Source organism: Dactylosporangium aurantiacum (assembly GCF_000716715.1).
GTDB classification, from domain to species: domain Bacteria; phylum Actinomycetota; class Actinomycetes; order Mycobacteriales; family Micromonosporaceae; genus Dactylosporangium; species Dactylosporangium aurantiacum.
Genome location: NZ_JNYJ01000004.1, coordinates 176,064 through 192,668, shown reverse-complemented (window position 1 = coordinate 192,668; position 16,605 = coordinate 176,064). Strand labels below are relative to the sequence as shown.

14 protein-coding genes and 1 pseudogene are annotated in these 16,605 nt (G+C 72.7%); 10 read left to right on the top strand and 5 right to left on the bottom strand.

What is annotated here, in order from left to right:
• The first annotated feature begins 282 nt into the window (after positions 1 to 282).
• The 3 genes from OP18_RS05560 (at position 283) to OP18_RS05550 (ending at position 4,091) form a co-directional block, all read left to right on the top strand.
• On the top strand, positions 283 to 540 hold the full coding sequence (locus OP18_RS05560; protein WP_033357626.1) for a hypothetical protein: 258 nt from the start codon (positions 283 to 285) through the stop codon (positions 538 to 540).
• Between the two features lie 93 nt (positions 541 to 633).
• The gene (locus OP18_RS05555) at positions 634 to 2,325 is read left to right on the top strand and encodes an ABC transporter transmembrane domain-containing protein (RefSeq protein WP_033357625.1); all 1,692 of its coding nucleotides are present in this window, start codon (positions 634 to 636) and stop codon (positions 2,323 to 2,325) included.
• Entirely contained in the window at positions 2,325 to 4,091 is a 1,767-nt protein-coding gene (locus OP18_RS05550; RefSeq protein ID WP_033357624.1) for an ABC transporter ATP-binding protein, read from the top strand. Before OP18_RS05555 ends, OP18_RS05550 begins: the two co-directional genes overlap by 1 nt.
• A gap of 384 nt (positions 4,092 to 4,475) precedes the next feature.
• Here OP18_RS05550 and ybaK read toward each other — a convergent pair whose 3' ends face one another.
• A complete protein-coding gene (gene ybaK, locus OP18_RS05545; RefSeq protein ID WP_033357623.1) occupies positions 4,476 to 4,955 on the bottom strand; it encodes a Cys-tRNA(Pro) deacylase in 480 nt (159 codons plus the stop codon).
• A 17-nt stretch (positions 4,956 to 4,972) separates the two neighbouring features.
• Here ybaK and OP18_RS05540 point away from each other — a divergent pair, with 17 nt between their 5' ends.
• Positions 4,973 to 5,719: a hypothetical protein gene (locus OP18_RS05540; protein WP_033357622.1), complete on the top strand. Its 747-nt coding sequence runs from the start codon at positions 4,973 to 4,975 to the stop codon at positions 5,717 to 5,719.
• Here the strand turns inward: OP18_RS05540 and OP18_RS05535 are convergent.
• Positions 5,679 to 6,872 carry a class I SAM-dependent methyltransferase gene (locus tag OP18_RS05535; RefSeq protein ID WP_052386269.1) on the bottom strand — a complete coding sequence of 398 codons (1,194 nt, stop codon included), beginning with the start codon at positions 6,870 to 6,872 and terminating at the stop codon, positions 5,679 to 5,681. The genes OP18_RS05540 and OP18_RS05535 overlap by 41 nt on opposite strands.
• A gap of 3 nt (positions 6,873 to 6,875) precedes the next feature.
• A complete protein-coding gene (locus tag OP18_RS05530) occupies positions 6,876 to 7,637 on the bottom strand; it encodes a hypothetical protein (RefSeq protein WP_033357621.1) in 762 nt (253 codons plus the stop codon).
• A 230-nt stretch (positions 7,638 to 7,867) separates the two neighbouring features.
• On the opposite strand from OP18_RS05530, the gene groES reads away from it, so the two are divergent.
• The 3 genes from groES (at position 7,868) to OP18_RS05515 (ending at position 11,518) form a co-directional block, all read left to right on the top strand.
• Complete coding sequence (groES, locus tag OP18_RS05525) at positions 7,868 to 8,182, top strand: co-chaperone GroES (protein ID WP_063745435.1); 315 nt, start codon at positions 7,868 to 7,870, stop codon at positions 8,180 to 8,182.
• A 92-nt stretch (positions 8,183 to 8,274) separates the two neighbouring features.
• On the top strand, positions 8,275 to 9,921 hold the full coding sequence (gene groL / locus OP18_RS05520; RefSeq protein WP_033357620.1) for a chaperonin GroEL: 1,647 nt from the start codon (positions 8,275 to 8,277) through the stop codon (positions 9,919 to 9,921).
• 49 nt (positions 9,922 to 9,970) lie between these two features.
• On the top strand, positions 9,971 to 11,518 hold the full coding sequence (locus OP18_RS05515; protein WP_052386268.1) for a molybdopterin-dependent oxidoreductase: 1,548 nt from the start codon (positions 9,971 to 9,973) through the stop codon (positions 11,516 to 11,518).
• 117 nt (positions 11,519 to 11,635) lie between these two features.
• Here OP18_RS05515 and OP18_RS61755 read toward each other — a convergent pair.
• Positions 11,636 to 12,001: pseudogene (locus tag OP18_RS61755) on the bottom strand (WhiB family transcriptional regulator); the annotation flags it as partial.
• Between the two features lie 180 nt (positions 12,002 to 12,181).
• Between OP18_RS61755 and OP18_RS05505 the strand changes: the two are divergent.
• The gene (locus OP18_RS05505; RefSeq protein ID WP_033357618.1) at positions 12,182 to 12,940 is read left to right on the top strand and encodes a helix-turn-helix transcriptional regulator; all 759 of its coding nucleotides are present in this window, start codon (positions 12,182 to 12,184) and stop codon (positions 12,938 to 12,940) included.
• Between the two features lie 64 nt (positions 12,941 to 13,004).
• Here OP18_RS05505 and OP18_RS05500 read toward each other — a convergent pair whose 3' ends face one another.
• Positions 13,005 to 13,397, bottom strand: a complete 393-nt coding sequence (locus OP18_RS05500) for a DUF5319 domain-containing protein (RefSeq protein ID WP_033357617.1) — start codon at positions 13,395 to 13,397, stop codon at positions 13,005 to 13,007.
• Positions 13,398 to 13,595: 198 nt separating this feature from the next.
• Between OP18_RS05500 and guaB the strand changes: the two genes are divergently transcribed.
• Both guaB and OP18_RS05490 read left to right on the top strand, forming a co-directional pair.
• Entirely contained in the window at positions 13,596 to 15,089 is a 1,494-nt protein-coding gene (gene guaB, locus OP18_RS05495) for an IMP dehydrogenase (protein ID WP_033357743.1), read from the top strand.
• Positions 15,090 to 15,132: 43 nt separating this feature from the next.
• Entirely contained in the window at positions 15,133 to 16,251 is a 1,119-nt protein-coding gene (locus OP18_RS05490) for a GuaB3 family IMP dehydrogenase-related protein (RefSeq protein WP_033357616.1), read from the top strand.
• The last annotated feature ends 354 nt before the right edge of the window (positions 16,252 to 16,605 follow it).

The following is a 16,605-nucleotide window of genomic DNA, read 5'->3' as shown; positions in this document are numbered from 1 at the left end:
CGGAGCGAGGAGCTGGGCATCATGGGCGCAGTGGTTCGGTCAGGGCGGCGCCGGAGCGCAGCGGAGGGGACGGTATGACCGGCCCGCAGCGGAGCGAGGAGCTGGTCGTCATGGGCGCAGTGGTTCGGTCAGGGCGGCGCCGGAGCGTAGCGGAGGGGACGGTATGACCGGCCCGCAGCGGAGCGAGGAGCTGGTCATCATGGGCGCAGTTCGACGGTCAGGGCGGCGCCGGAGCGCAGCGGAGGGGACGACATGACCGGGATGGGAGTAGAGTCCAGCGCCGTGATCGTGCGCATGTGGGAGGTCCGGGCCCACCCGGAGGCGTTCGACGAGCTGCTGTCCTGGGTCTGCGAGGCGATGCTGCCCAAGGTCGAGGTCCACCCGATGCACATCTCCAGCGAGGTGTTCTCCTCCACCGACCACCGGCTCGTGGTCATCGCCAAGTGGCGGGGCAGCACCCCCGAGGAGTTCGCCGACCCGCCGTCGCACCTCGTCTCCCGCCGCCCGCAGGCCTGGGACTTCACCCAGGTCGATCGCTGATGACGGCCAGGTGCCCCACCCAGCTCGACCGCTGACCGGCGGCCGGGAAATGTAAGGCGCCGACCGGGGTCGCCGGGTTACCGTCGGCGGGCCATGAAACGGTTACCGCTGCCCGAGCCCGGTGAACCCGACAGCAGGTCCGCCGCCCGCTATCTGCTGTGGATCCTGCGCAACCAGCTCCCGACGATCCTCGCCGGCATCGTGCTGGGCATCGTGTGGATGGTCAGCCAGGCGCTCGTGCCCGCCGCGGTCGGCGCCGGCGTCGACGCCCTCACCAGCCACGACCGCACCGCCCTGCTCGGCGCCGGCGGCGCGCTGCTCGGCCTCGGCACCGTCACCGCGGTCAGCGGCATCATGCGGCACCGCTTCGCCGTCACCAACTTCCTGGACGCCGGCTTCCGCACCATGCAGGTCACCGCCCGGCACGCGACCCGCCTCGGCGCGACCCTGCCGAAGAAGGTCGCCACCGGCGAGGTCGTCAGCATCGGCACCACCGACTTCGACCACATCGGCTACTCGATGGACGTCAGCGCCCGGGCCAGCGGCGCCGTCGTCGCGATCGTCGTCGTCGCGGTGCTGCTGCTCGACGTGTCCGTGCCCCTCGGCCTCGTCGTCGTCATCGGCGTGCCGCTGCTCGTCACCGTCGTCGGCCTGCTCCTCAAACCCCTCCACCAGCGCCGCCGGGCCCAGCGCGAGCTGGCCGGCGCCCTCACCGGCCGCGCCGCCGACATCGTCTCCGGCCTGCGGATCCTGCGCGGCGTCGGCGGCGAGGACGTCATGTCCGCCCGGTACCGGGCCGAGTCCCAGCAGGTCCGCGCCGCCGGGGTACGGGTCGCCAAGGTCGAGAGCCTCCTCGAAGGCGCGCAGATCCTGCTGCCCGGTCTCTTCGTCGCCCTCGTCACCTGGCTCGGCGCCCGGTTCGCCGTCGCCGGCAGGATCACCCCCGGCGAGCTGGTCGCCTTCTACGCCTACGCCGCGTTCCTCGTCGGCCCGCTGCGGACCCTCACCGAGTTCGCCGAGAAGCTGACCCGCGGCCTGGTCGCCGCCGGCCGCGTGGTGAGCCTGCTGCGGGTCGAGCCCGAGTTCCACGACCCCGCCGCACCCGCCCCCGTCATCGGCGGCGACCTCGACGACCCCGGCTCCGGCTTCGCCGCCGCCGAGGGCCGGCTCACCGCCATCGCCGCCACCCGGCCCGAGGACGCCGCCGCCATCGCCGACCGCATCGGCCTGCTCGACCCGGCGTCGGAGGCGCGGCTGGTCGGCGTACCGTTGCGGCGACACACGACCGACGAGGTCCGGGCACACATCGTCGTCGCCGACAACGACGACCGCCTCTTCCGTGGGCGCCTGCAGGACGAGCTCGGCACCCGGCCCGCCGCCGTGCTCGCCGCGCTCGACGCCGCCGCGGCGCGGGACATCGTCGACGCCCTGCCCGCCGGCCTCGACACGGAGATCGCCGAACGCGGCCGCGACTTCTCCGGCGGCCAGCAGCAGCGGCTCCGCCTCGCCCGCGTCCTCGCCCTCGACCCGCCCGTGCTCGTCCTCGTCGAGCCGACCAGCGCCGTCGACACCCACACCGAGGCCCTCATCGCCCGCAACCTGCCCGCCGCGCGCGCCGGCCGCACCACCGTCGTGTGCACCACCAGCCCGCTGCTGCTCGACCGGGCCGACACCGTCGCGTTCGTCGACGCCACCGGCCGGGTCGCCGCCACCGGCACCCACCGCGAGCTGCTCGCCACCTGCCCCGCCTACGCCGCGACCGTCACCAGGGAGGAGGACAGCTGATGCCGCTGCCCGTCGCGACCGGCGCCGAGGTCCGCGCCCACCTGCGCCGCCTGGTGAAGGTCCACCCGCGGATGCTCGCCCTCGTGGTGACCCTGCACGTCAGCGCCGCCGTCGCCGGCCTCGTCACCCCACGCCTGCTCGGCGACCTGGTCGAGCAGACCTCCGCCGGCACCACCACCTGGACCGTCGACCGCATCGCGCTGACCATCACCGGCTTCGTCGTGGTCGTGTCGGTGCTGGTCCGCTACGCCCGGCTCGCCTCCGCCCGCCTCGGCGAGCAGGTCCTCGCGACCCTGCGCGAGGAGTTCGTCGACCGGGTCCTCGCCGTGCCACCGTCCACCGTGGAGCGGGCCGGCACCGGCGACCTGCTCACCCGCGCCTCCCGCGACGTCGAGGGCACCTCCGACACCGTGCGCTTCGCGCTGCCCGAGGTCGTCGTCGGCGTCCTGCAGGTCGTGCTCACCGTCGGCGCTGTCGCCCTGGTCTCGCCGCTGCTGCTCCTGCCGGCCCTCGTCGCTGTGCCCGTGCTGTGGTGCAGCTCCCGCTGGTACTTCCGCCGCGCCCCCGCCGGCTACCTCGCCGCCAGCGCCTCCTTCGCCCAGCTCACCGACGGCCTCGCCGAGACCGTCGAGGGCGCCCGGACCGTCGACGTGCTGCGCCTGCGCCGGCGGCGGGTCCAGCGCACCCAGGAGCACCTGCACGACCTGTACGGCACCAACATGTACACGCTGGGACTGCGCACCGTCTGGTTCCCGCTCACCGAGTTCGGCTACGTCCTGCCCGGCGCCGTCACCCTGGTCGCGGGCGGCTGGTTCGTCGCCGCCGGGTGGACCACGGTCGGCCAGGTCACCGCCGCCGTCCTGTACTTCCTCGCCCTCATCGACCCGCTGGACCGGGTGCTGTCCTGGTTCGACCACCTGCAGATCGGCATCGCGTCGTTCGCCCGCATCGTCGGCATCCGGTCGGTACCCGTCCCCGCCCCCGCTCCTGGTCGTGCGGCCGGCCCGGCCGACGAGCGGATCGTCGCGCGCGGGGTGCGGTATGCGTACGTCGACGGCCGCGACGTCCTGCACGGCATCGACCTGGAGATCCGGCCCGGCGAACGCCTCGCCGTCGTCGGCCCCTCCGGCGCCGGCAAGTCCACCCTCGGCCGGCTCCTCGCCGGCATCCACGCCCCCGGCGCCGGGACCGTCACCGTCGGCGGCGTGCCGCTGGCCGACCTGCCCCTGTCGCAGCTGCGCCGGCACGTCGCCCTGGTCACCCAGGAGCACCACGTCTTCCTCGGCACCGTCCGCGACAACCTGGTCCTCGCCCACCCGTCCGCCGGCACCGAGGAGCTGCGCCGCGCTCTCGCCACCGTCGACGCCCTCGACTGGGTCGACGCCCTGCCCGACGGCCTCGACACCACCCTCGGCGAGCCGCCGCTGTCCCCGGCGCAGGCGCAGCAGCTCGCCCTGGCCCGGCTCGTCCTCGCCGACCCGCACACCCTGGTCCTGGACGAGGCGACGTCCCTCATCGACCCGCGCGCCGCCCGCCACCTGGAGCGCTCCCTGGCCGGTGCGCTGCACGGTCGTACCGTGATCGCCATCGCGCACCGGCTCTTCTCGGCGCACGACGCCGACCGGGTCGCGGTCGTGGAGGACGGCCGGATCACCGAGCTCGGCAGCCACGACGAGCTGGTCGCCGCCGACGGCGCCTACGCCGCGCTGTGGCGCTCCTGGCACGGCACGGACCGCCGGCCCACCGCCGACGCCGCCGGTCTCTGACCTATTGCCGCCCGTCTCTGACCTTCGCCGCCCGTCTCTGACCTTCGTCGGCGTTTTTTGAGCTTCGCCGGCGTTTTTTGAGCTTCGCCGGCGTTTTTTGAGCTTCGCCGGCGTTTTTTGAGCTTCGCCGGCGTTTTTTGAGCTTCGTCGGCGTTCTTGAGCTTCGCCGGCGGGCGCTGCGCTTTGCGGGCAGACGCTGCGCGATGCGTAGGATGAGTGCCGGCGAAGCCGTGGCGCTACTTTCGGTGATTGCCTCGATGGGCGATTAGGACGCGTGGTGTAAGGTGCTCGTGAAGCAGCGCGCCGTCACCGGGCTCGGACGTGTGTGTGGTGCTGCGTCGCCTCGATGACGCGCTGGCGGTCGCCGTCGGAGGCGCGTATCGGTCAGCGGGCCGCGATGTCGGCGAGGACGGCGCCCGTCACCTGGACCAGGTCGTCGGGGGCGAGCTCGATCTGCAGGCCGCGGCGGCCGCCCGAGACGTACATCGTGGACAGTGCCGAGGCGGAGGCGTCGATGACGATCGGCAGGCGGGAGCGCTGGCCGACGGGGGAGATGCCGCCGGTCACGTAGCCGGTGGCGCGTTCGGCGGCGGCGGGCTCGGCCATCGTGGCGCGTTTGCCGCCCACGGCGGCGGCCAGGGCCTTGAGGTCCAGGGACGCGGAGACGGGCACGACACCGACCGTGAGCTGGCCGTCGATGGTGGTGACGAGGGTCTTGAACAGCCGGGCCGGGTCGACGCCGAGGGCCGCGGCGGCCGCCTCGCCGTACGAGCCGGCTCTGGGGTCGACCTCGTAGGTGTGTGGGGTGAACGCGATCTTCTGCCGCGTCAACAGTGCGGTCGCCGGAGTGCCCTTGCTCGCCACTGGCCCACAATAGCGAGATGCAGATCGGTGCCGTCCAGATGTACCTGGGCTATGGGCACATCTTCCTGGGCGCCACGAGCGGCCGTGACATGTCCGTCTTCGACGGTGACGGGCCGGTCACGGCGACCGACCGGCACGTGCGGGTCGCGGCGCGGCCGCAGGTCGGGCTGGTCAGGGTGCGGCTGTGGCAGGGGGCCGGGCCGCGGGTCGGCCGGCTGGTGTTCGACGGGGTGCTCGACCTGCCCGATGCCAGGTTCTGTGTGGAGGAGGCGACGGGGCTGTCGCGGTTCGTGACGAAGGTCAGCTCGGTGGAGCCGCGGGTGCTCGTCGCCGTCGACGACCCGGGGCACGCGTCGCGGATCGACGTGGTGCTGGAGCCGGAGTTCGTGCCGCGCAGCGCGCAGGTGTGGACGTCGGGCGACCCGCCGTTCCCGAAGCTGACGGTCGCGCCGACCGCGCCGCGGCACCGGGCCGACGTGTTCGCCGACGCCCTGGCCGGCCACGACTTCCCGCGCCGGCGGCTGGCGGCGGCGCTGACGGTGATGGGGGAGGAGCGGCGGGTCCGCGGCTCGGAGCAGATCGTCGCGTTCTTCATCAACGACGTCGTGGAGTGGCTGCGCTGGCTGCACGAGCGGGTCACGTGGGACATGTGCCGCGAGTCGGGGCGGATGCTCGCGGACCAGCTCGGCCGCCGGCCGCCGGAGGAGCTGGCCGACGACGTGCTCATCGACCTGCAGCGCCGGCTGGGTCAGCAGCTGTACTGAGGCCCGCGCCGGTGACCCGGTCCAGCAGCAGCACGGCGGGCGCGCCGGCGACCCGGGTCAGCGCGATCACCGCGGCCCGGGTCCCGGACAGGCGCAGTGACCTGCGCAGCTCCTCCACGTCCAGCGCCGAGCCGCGTTTCAGGATCGTGAGCGAGCCGACGTCCAGCGACCGCAGCGCGCCCCGCAGCCGCTTGACCGCCACCGGCAGCTGGTCGAGCACCTGATAGCAGCGTCCGTACGGGCTGGGCACCGCCGACGCGGTGTGCACGTACGCGATGGTCGGGTCGGCGAGGGTGCCGTCGACGGTCGCGGCGAACTCGGCCACGAGATGCGACCGGACCACCGCCCCGTCCGGGTCATAGACGAAATTTCCGACAGGTCCGACAGGAGCGGACGCCAGGCCGGTGCCCGTCAGCGACACGACCTCGGCACCCTGGAACAGGGTCGCCCGGCGCGGCGCGGTCGCGAGGGGACCGCACCACGCGGCCGCCTCCACCACGTCGCCGTCGACCGAGACCCACTCGCCCTCGGCGCCGGGCGGCAGCAGCGCGTGGTCGATCCCGGGCGCCAGTTTCAGCACCGTCATCGGTACCCGGGCCGCCAACCCGACGACGAAGTCCCACGGCGGCGAATAGGCCCGCGGGTCGAACACCCGCCGGCCGCCGGACGTGCGCCGGGCCGGGTCGCAGAACACGGCGTCGACCTCGTCCAGCGCGACGTCGGTCGCGTCGCGGGTCTCCACGTGGACCCGGTCGGCCAGACCGAGCGCGCGCACGTTCGCGTCCGCCGCCGCGGCCGCTTCGGCGGACGCGTCGACCGCGTGGACGCGCAGGCCGGCCCGGGCGAACGCGACGGTGTCGGCGCCGATGCCGCAGCCCAGGTCGGCGACGTGGGTGGCGCCTGCGGCGGCGAGCCGGGCCGCCCGCCGGGCCGCGACCGGACCCCGGGTGGCCTGCTCCAGCCCGGCGCGGGTGAAGTGCATCACCGCCGCGTCGGCGCCGAACTTGGCCGCCGCCTTGCGCCGCAGCGCCACCTGCGTCAGCGCCGCCGCGGCGAGGTCCGGCGGGAAGCCGGCCGCCCGCAGCGCCGACGCGGCCGCGAGCGGGTCCCCGTCGGGCAGGGCCGCCGCGGCCTGGAGCGCCTGTTCGAGCATGCGTTATGAGATCCCTAGGATGCCGTTGGCCTTGCCGAGACTCTTCTTGACCTTGAAGGTATAGCTGTCGCCGGCGTTCGACGAGCCCCGCACCAGCCAGTAGTCGCCCTTGTCCTCCTTGGGCTGGCTCTCCGTCCAGTTCGGCGGGGCCTTCTTGCCGCCGTAGGAGCCGGCGATGGAGTTGCTGGAGTAGGTCGCCATGCGCTGCGTGTTGCCGTTGTACCAGGCGTTGATGAAGTTGTTGACGTAGCTGGACGGGTCGGACGGGTACTCGGTCTTCTCGATCACGACGTCCGTGACGGCCTGCGGCTTGCCGAGGTTGTGCTCGTCGAGGGTGACCTGGAGCTGGTCGCCGTGGTCGTTGCGCAGGACGCAGTCGGAGCCGTCCTTCTTCACGTACTTCCAGTTGGCGTCGGCGCCCTTCTCGATGTACTGGAAGTTCGACACGGCGCCGCCGGCGGCCAGCTGCTTGATGCGGCCGGAGTCGTTCCTGGTCCACGCGGAGACCACCGCCTGGCAGTAGCCCTTGGCATCGCCCGGGTAGGTGGGCCCGGCCGGGCTCTTGTCCGCCGACGACGGCTCAGCGGTGGCGGACGGGTTGGCTGGCTGGCCACTGCCGCCCGGGCCCTCGCCGAACGCGGCGGAGTCGGTCGGGCCGGTGCTGGCGGCGGCCTCGGGCGTGGCGCCGCCGTCCTTCTTGCCGCAGGCGGCCACGGACCCCACGGTGAGAATGGCGACGATCAACGCGCCGAACAGCCTCTTCATACCGCCGAGGGTAGATCTCGCGGAGGTGTCCGGCCGCTGTGCGTCGCGTAGCCGACGGCGGGTGATTTCGTGGCGTGTTTGGCACTCTCCTTGACGGAGTGCTAGCCAGCGACATAACCTCCGATTAGCACTCTCGTGTCGAGGGTGCCAGCCAACCGGCTGGAGCCGGCACCCGCGACGACGGCTTCACCGGGCACTCGATAGCGTAAGAATCAATACCCCAGGAGGGTATGCCCGTGACTACCGCGACGAAGGTTGCGATCAAGCCGCTCGAGGACCGCATCCTGGTCCAGGCCAACGAGGCTGAGACGACCACCGCCTCGGGCATCGTCATCCCGGACACCGCCAAGGAGAAGCCCCAGGAGGGCACCGTCCAGGCTGTGGGCCCCGGTCGTGTCGACGACAAGGGCAACCGGGTCCCGATCGACGTCAAGGTCGGCGACACCGTCATCTACTCGAAGTACGGCGGCACCGAGGTCAAGTACGGCGGCCAGGAGTACCTCGTGCTCTCCGCCCGTGACGTCCTCGCGGTCATCGAGAAGTGACCCAGACCAAGTAGAGCAGTGGCCACCGCCCCGGACCCGTGCGCGTAGCGCTGGCAGCCGGGGCGGTGTCGCTTTGAAGGGACATCACACGCATGGCGAAGATCCTGAGCTTCTCCGACGAGGCGCGCCACCTGCTGGAGCACGGCGTCAACCACCTGGCCGACACGGTCAAGGTCACCCTCGGCCCGCGCGGCCGCAACGTCGTGCTGGACAAGAAGTTCGGTGCACCGACCATCACCAACGACGGCGTGACGATCGCGAAAGAGATCGAGCTCGCCAACCCCTATGAGAACCTCGGCGCCCAGCTGGTCAAAGAGGTCGCGACCAAGACCAACGACGTCGCCGGCGACGGCACCACCACCGCCACGGTGCTGGCCCAGGCGCTGGTCAAGGAGGGTCTGCGCAACGTGACCGCCGGCACCAACCCGGCGGGCATCAAGCGCGGCATCGACCAGGCGGCCGCGGCCGTCGTCAAGGCGCTCAAGGACAAGGCGACCCCGGTCGCCAGCCACACCGAGATCGCCCAGGTCGCCACCATCTCCGCGCAGGACGCCACCATCGGCGACCTGATCGCCTCCGCCATGGAGCGGGTCGGCCGCGACGGCGTCATCACGGTCGAGGAGGGCTCCACCCTCACGACCGAGCTCGAGGTCACCGAGGGCATGCAGTTCGACAAGGGCTACATCTCCCCGCACTTCGTGACCGACGCGGAGTCGCAGGAGGCGGTGCTCGAGGACGCCTACGTCCTGGTCACCACCCAGAAGATCGCCGCCATCGAGGAGCTGCTGCCGCTGCTGGAGCAGATCGTCAAGGACAACAAGCCGCTGCTGATCATCGCCGAGGACGTCGAGGGCCAGGCCCTGTCGACCCTGGTGGTCAACGCCATCCGCAAGACCTTCAAGGTCGTCGCGGTCAAGGCCCCCGGCTTCGGCGACCGCCGCAAGGCGATGCTCCAGGACATCTCGATCCTCACCGGCGCCGAGCTGGTCGCGCCCGAGCTCGGCTACAAGCTCGAGGCGGTCGGCACCGAGGTCCTCGGCAAGGCCCGGCGGGTCGTCGTGGGCAAGGAGCTCACCACGATCGTCGACGGCGCCGGCGATCAGAGCGAGGTCACCGCGCGGGTCGAGCAGCTGCGCAAGGAGATCGAGGCCTCCGACTCCGACTGGGACAAGGAGAAGCTCAACGAGCGGGTCGCGAAGCTCGCCGGTGGCGTGGCGGTCATCAAGGCCGGCGCCGCCACCGAGGTCGAGATGAAGGAGCGCAAGCACCGCATCGAGGACGCGATCTCCGCGACCAAGGCGGCGGTCCAGGAGGGCATCGTCCCCGGCGGCGGCGCCGCCCTGGTCCAGGTGCTCCAGGTCCTCGACGGTGACCTCGGCCTGACCGGCGACGAGAAGGTCGGCGTCTCGATCGTGCGCAAGGCGCTCGCCGAGCCGCTGCGCTGGATCGCGCAGAACGCCGGCTTCGACGGCTACGTCGTGGTCGGCAAGGTCTCCGCCCTCGACTTCGGCCACGGCCTCGACGCCGCCACCGGCGAATACGTCGACCTGGTCAAGTCCGGCATCGTCGACCCGGTGAAGGTGACCCACAGCGCGGTCTCCAACGCCGCGTCGATCGCGGGTCTGCTGCTCACGACCGAGAGCCTGGTCGTGGACAAGCCGGCCGCCCCGGAGCCCGCCGCCGCCGGCGGCCACGGCCACGGGCACGGCCACGGCCACTCGCACGGCCCCGGCTTCTGAGCCGATGCGGGGCCCGGTGCACGCACCGGGCCCCGCACTGTATTAGGGAATGCTTACCGCCCTTGGTGGGCGTTGCCCCGCGGCGCAGACTGGAGCCGTGCAGACTCCCAGGTTCGCGGCGTTCGCCGGGCTGGCCGCCGCCGCGGTGGCCCTCGGCGTCGCCGAAGTCGTCGCGATCCTCACCGGCGCGACCACCTCCCCGCTGGTGTCCGTCGGCGGGGTCGTGATCGACGCGGTGCCGGCGTCCGTCAAGGACTTCGCCGTCGCCGTGTTCTACACCTACGACAAGCTCGCCCTGCAGGTCGGCACGCTGCTGATCCTCGCCGTGTTCGCGGCCGGCGTCGGGATCCTCGCCACCCGCCGGATGGTGTACGGGTACGCCGGCATCGGGCTCTTCGCGCTCGTCGGCGCCGCCGCCGCGCTGACCCGCCACGACGCGCCCTGGTACGCGTTCGTGCCGACCCTCGTGGGAGCGGCCGCCGGCGCCGGGGTGCTGCGCTGGCTGCTCGTCCGGCCGCCGGTGCAGACCATCGACGAGCGCCGCGTCTTCCTGCGGGCCGCCGGCGGCACCCTCGCCGCCGCGTTCGTCGCCGGCCTCACCGCCCGCTGGTGGGCGACCCGCCGCGGCGTGCAGGCCGACCGGGCCGCCGTGCGGATCCCCGCCGTGCCCGACACGGCCGCGCCGCTGCCCCCGCAGGCCGACGCCGGCCTGCCCGACCTCGCCCCGTTCGTGACGCCGAACAAGGACTTCTACCTCATCGACACGACTCTCGTCGTGCCGCAGGTGTCACCCGACGACTGGACGCTGCGCATCCACGGCCGGGTCGAGAAGCCGCTCACCCTCAACTTCAAGGAGCTCCTCGCGCGGCCCATGATCGAGCGGTACGTGACGCTCGCGTGCGTCTCCAACGACGTCGGCGGCGGGCTGATCGGCAACGCGAAATGGCAGGGCGTGCGGATCGCCGACCTGCTCGACGAGGTCCGCCCGAAGGCCGGCGCCGACCAGGTGGTCAGCCGGTCCGTCGACGGGTTCACCGCCGGCACCCCGACCGCGCTGCTGCGCGACGGCCGGGACGCGATGCTCGCCATCGCGATGAACGGCGAGCCGCTGCCGATCGAGCACGGATTTCCGGTTCGTATGGTGGTGCCGGGCCTGTACGGATATGTGTCGGCCACGAAATGGCTCGCCGAACTGGAACTGACGTCGTTCGCCGATTTCGACGCGTACTGGATCAAACGCGGCTGGGCGCGGGAAGGACCGATCAAGACGCAGTCGCGGATCGACACCCCGCGCGACGGCGGCAACCCCGCCGCGGGGCCGGTCACGATCGCCGGGGTCGCATGGGCGCAGCACCGCGGGATCTCCAAGGTCGAGGTCCGCGTCGACGGCGGGCCCTGGCAGGAGGCGACGCTCGCCGCGGTGCCGTCGATCGACACGTGGCGGCAGTGGACGCTGCGGTGGACGGCGACCCCCGGCCGGCACCGGCTCACCGTGCGCGCCACCGACAACGGCGGGGACACGCAGACAGAAGCCGTGGCGCCGCCGGATCCCGACGGCGCCACCGGATGGCACTCGGTGCAGGTGGACGTGCGCTGACCGGCCCGCGGGCCGGTCCGGCACGAGCTACCTGGCTGCGGGGCGGGCGCGGTCCGTGCCCGCCCGCCGGCGCTGGGCCGGCACGTTCGGCGCCGGGTGGGTACGCACCGTGCGCAGCGGGACCAGCGGCGGCGTCGGACGCAGCCCCAGCTTCGCCTCGAGGCGCGACACGTCGACGGTGCTGCGACCGCGGTCGGCGCAGTCCTCCCAGCCGACGGCCAGCAGCCGCAGGCGCTCGCCCTCGCTGAAGCCGCCCCACACGCCGTAAGGCTCGCGGGTCGCCAGCGCCTGCGCCGCGCACTGCGCCCGCACCGGGCACGCGCGGCACACGTTCTTCGCCGCGGCCTCACGGCGGCCGCGTGACGCGCCCCGCTCGCCGTCCGGGTGGAAGAACTGCGCGCTGTCCCTGCCGCGGCACAGACCCAGGCGCTGCCAGTCCCACACGTCCGCGATCGGGCCGGGCAGTCGAGTCACATTCGTCATTCGCCCCTCCTTCCTAGCTTGCGGGCTGGAATTCGCGGGTCGCACAATCCATGTACAACGCGCGAGACCGCCGCAGGTAACGGGATGTCGCCGGTCAATTTCTCGTAGGCCAATCGCGGCGAAACCACGTCTAGATCTCGCCATTTCGTGTTTCTCTCTTTGAGAGAGAGGAGCACGACGGTGCGTACGATTTTGGTGTGTGTGCGAACACAGGTCGCGGCACAGACGGTCGCCGCGGCCGCGGCCAGGCTCGGGGTGGCACACGCGGTGCGGACCGCCGTCACGATGGTCGAGGCGCTGGCCCGGCTCAGTGAGCAGCCCGCGGACCTGGTGCTGGCCGACCCGACCCTCGCCCGGCCGGACAGCGCGGAGTTCTCCCGGCGGGTCCTGGCGGTGTCGCCGGCCTCGACGGTGGTGTTCTTCGGCACGGAGGAGCCGCGCGCGGCGGCCGCCGCCATCGCCGCCGGCGCCAGGGCGGTCATCCGGGTCGACACGGCGGACCCGGTGACCACGCTCGCGAAGGCGGTGCTGCTGGTGCTGAGCCAGGTCGGCCGCGGCAACGGCGAGCCCGTCCTGCCCGCCCGGGTCGGCACGCCCGCCCAGCCGGCCGCCGGCGTCATCCCGGCGGGCCGGGGGCTGTCCGCCGCGGCGCGGACCGCCGTGGGGATGCCCAACGCGCGCGTCGCGGGCGCCGGGGTGCCGCAGCAGCGCGGCGACGTGCCCGGCGAGCCGCCACGGCGGCGCGTCGAGCTGACCGAGCGCGAGCTGCAGGTGCTGCGCGGCATGGCTGACGGCAAGAGCAACGCCGAGATCGGCCGGGAGCTCTTCGTCTCGGAGGACACCGTCAAGACGCACGCTCGCCGGCTGTTCCGCAAGCTGGGAGCACGCGACCGGGCACACGCCGTCGCGGCGGCATTCCGTGCCGGACTGGTGAGCTAGCGTCGCGGGCCATGCCGCGTCGGTACCCCGCGCGCGGCAAACCTAAACGAGGGCAGCCGGCGGCTCAGCCGTCGTTGTCGTCCGTCGCACTCGCCAGTGCGTCGTGGACCCCGTCAGCGTAACCCCGCGCGTACTCCCACGTGACGTAATGGTCCGGATCGGGGTCGAACGCCGGCTCGTGCACCCGCGGCCGGCCCGACGTGAGCAGGTGCTTCAGGTTGCCCCGCAGCAGGTCCCAGTCGAAATAGTGTGGCTCGTGGCAGTCCTCGCACTCGATGACGAGCCCACGGACGCCGATCGCCGTGAGCAGCGCCTGGTAGATCTCGAGGTCGGCAAGGTCCTCGAGAACGTCCTGGCGCTCGGCGGCGGTCAACGGGTCGTCGGCGCCGCTGTCGTCGAGCTCGGCCGAGGGATCGGCCGGGTCACCGGCGAACGGGTCGATGGGCTCTTCGTGCACGCCTCAACGGTAGCCCCAATAGCCGCGCGTGTGGGGCTCGGCGTGCAGAGCGCCGCCCGGCGCCACCCCCGGGCGGCCGGGGGTCCGGGCGGGGTGGAGTAACCCAGGGCACGTCCGGCTATGGCGGAGGGGTGCGCCGCCAGGTCGGAAGTACGATGAGACGCACCCGCCGGACGATCGAGAGCTGGGATGCGCTTCATGGATTACACGCAGCGACCTGACGTGCTGCCGTTGGGCCTGACCTTCGACGACGTGCTGCTGCTGCCGGGCGAGTCCGACGTCGTGCCCAGCGCCGTCGACACCTCCAGCCGCGTCACCCGCAACATCACCCTGCGGATCCCGCTGGTGTCCAGCGCGATGGACACGGTGACCGAGGCGCGCATGGCGATCGCCATGGCCCGCCAGGGCGGCATCGGCACGCTGCACCGCAACCTGTCGATCGAGGACCAGGCGCAGCAGGTCGACCTGGTGAAGCGGTCCGAGGCCGGGATGGTCACCAACCCGGTGACCTGCTCACCCGACGACACCCTCGGCGAGGTCGACAAGCTCTGCGGGCGGTTCCGCATCTCCGGCGTCCCGGTCGTCGACGCCGCCGGCCAGCTCGTCGGCATCGTCACCAACCGCGACATGCGGTTCGTCTCCGACCCGGCCACGCCCGTCCGCGAGATCATGACCGTCGCGCCGCTCTACACCGCGCCCGTCGGGGTCAGCAAGGAAGAGGCCCGCGCGCTGCTGCAGAAGCACAAGGTCGAGAAGCTGCCGATCGTCGACAGCGCCGGCCGGCTGCGCGGCCTCATCACGGTCAAGGACTTCTCCAAGAGCGAGAAGTTCCCGCACGCCACGAAGGACGACGCGGGCCGGCTGCGGGTCGCCGCCGCCGTCGGGGTCGGCGACGACGCCTACAAGCGCGCCCGCACCCTCATCGACGCCGGCCTCGACATCGTCATGGTCGACACCGCGCACGGGCACAACCGGCAGGTCGTCGAGATGGTCGCCCGGCTCAAGAAGGAGACCACCGTCGACGTGGTCGGCGGCAACGTGGCCACCTACGCCGGCGCCAGGGCGCTGGCCGAGGCGGGCGCCGACGCGGTCAAGGTCGGCGTAGGGCCCGGCTCCATCTGCACCACCCGCGTCGTCGCCGGCGTCGGCGTGCCGCAGATCACCGCGATCATGGAGGCGTCCCGCGCCTGCGCCCCGCTCGGCGTGCCGGTCATCGGCGACGGCGGCATGCAGTACTCCGGCGACATCGCCAAGGCGATCGTGGCCGGCGCCAGCACCGTGATGCTCGGCAGCCTCCTCGCCGGCTGCGAGGAGAGCCCCGGCGACCTGATCTTCATCAACGGCAAGCAGTTCAAGTCCTACCGGGGGATGGGCTCGCTCGGCGCGATGCAGTCCCGCGGGCAGGCCAGGTCGTACTCGAAGGACCGCTACTTCCAGGACGACGTCCTGTCCGACGACAAGCTGGTGCCCGAGGGCATCGAGGGGCAGGTCCCCTTCCGCGGCCCCCTCGCCGCGGTCGCCCACCAGCTCGTGGGCGGTCTGCGCTCCGGCATGGGCTTCGTCGGCGCCGCCACCGTCGCCGAGATGCACGAGCGGGGCCAGCTCATCCGGATCACCGCGGCCGGGCTCAAGGAGAGCCACCCGCACGACATCCAGATGACCGTCGAGGCACCCAACTACCACTCGCGGTAGCACACCCCCAGCAGGCCCAACACAAGCAAGGGCAGGAGCCGAAATGCGTGACGTGGTCGAGATCGGGCTGAGCAAGAGCGCCCGGCGTGGCTACCACCTGGACGACATCGCCATCGTCCCGACACGGCGCACCCGTGACGTCGACGACGTGTCGACCAACTGGCAGCTCGACGCGTACCCGTTCAAGATCCCGTGCGTGGCGCACCCCTCCGACGCCATCATGAGCCCGGCGACCGCCGTCGAGCTCGGCCGGCTCGGCGGGCTCGGGGTGCTCAACGTCGAGGGCCTCTGGACGCGCTACGCCGACCCGTCCAAGATCCTCGAGGAGCTGTCCGGCCTCGACGACGACTCGCACGCCACCAAGCGCCTCCAGGAGGTGTACGCCGAGCCGATCAAACCGGAGCTCATCGGCGAGCGGGTCAAGGAGATCCGCGACGGCGGGGTCACCGTCGCCGTGCGCGTCTCGCCGCAGCACACCCTGGCCCTGGCCCCGGTGATCCTCGACGCCGGTGTGGACCTGCTGGTCATCCAGGGCACCCTCGTCTCCGCCGAGCACGTCTCGACGACCGACGAGCCGCTGAACCTCAAGGAGTTCATCGCCGACCTGGACCTGCCGGTCATCGTCGGCGGCTGCACCAACTACCAGACGGCGCTGCACCTGATGCGCACCGGCGCGGCCGGCGTCATCGTCGGCATCGGCGCCGACGAGTGGTCCACGACCGACCGGGTCCTCGGCATCCGGGTGCCGATGGCCACCGCGATCGCCGACGCCGCCGACGCCCGGCGCGACTACCTCGACGAGACCGGCGGCCGGTACGTCCACATCATCGCCGACGGCAACCTGCAGACGTCCGGCGACATCGCCAAGGCCCTCGGCTGCGGCGCCGACGCCGTCATGGTCGGCGAGCCGCTGTCGCGCAGCGAGTCGGCCCCGGCCGGCGGCGCCTGGTGGCACTCCGCCGCCAGCCACCCGAAGCTGCCCCGCGGCTCGTTCGGCGCCGCGGAGGAGTCCCTGGGCTCCCTCGACAAGGTCCTGTACGGCCCCTCCGAGGACCCCGACGGTGTGCTCAACCTATTCGGCGGCCTGCGGCGCGCGATGGCCAAGTGCGGCTACCGCGACCTGAAGGAGTTCCAGAAGGTCGGCCTGGTCCTCGACCGCTGACCGTGCCTTGCCGCGACGGCCCGGACCGACCATCGGTCCGGGCCGTTTCACGTGCGGCGGCCTCCCGCGCTACCGGCGCGTCCCACTGCGGGCGCTCCGCCGGCGGGGCGCCCCGCTGTGCCGGGCCGTCGGCGATGCCGGGCACTCCGCGTGCCGGCACTCCGCGTGCCTGGCCGTCGGCGGTGCCTGGCCGTCGGCGGTGCCTGGCGGTCAGCGGTGCCTGGCGGTCAGCGGTGCTGCGCGGTCAGCGGTGCTGCGCGGTCAGCGGTGCTGCGCGGTCAGCGGTGCTGCGCGGCCAGCGGTGCCGGGCGCTCCGCGTGCCGGCGGGGCGTTCGTGTGCCGGAGCGGTGCGCG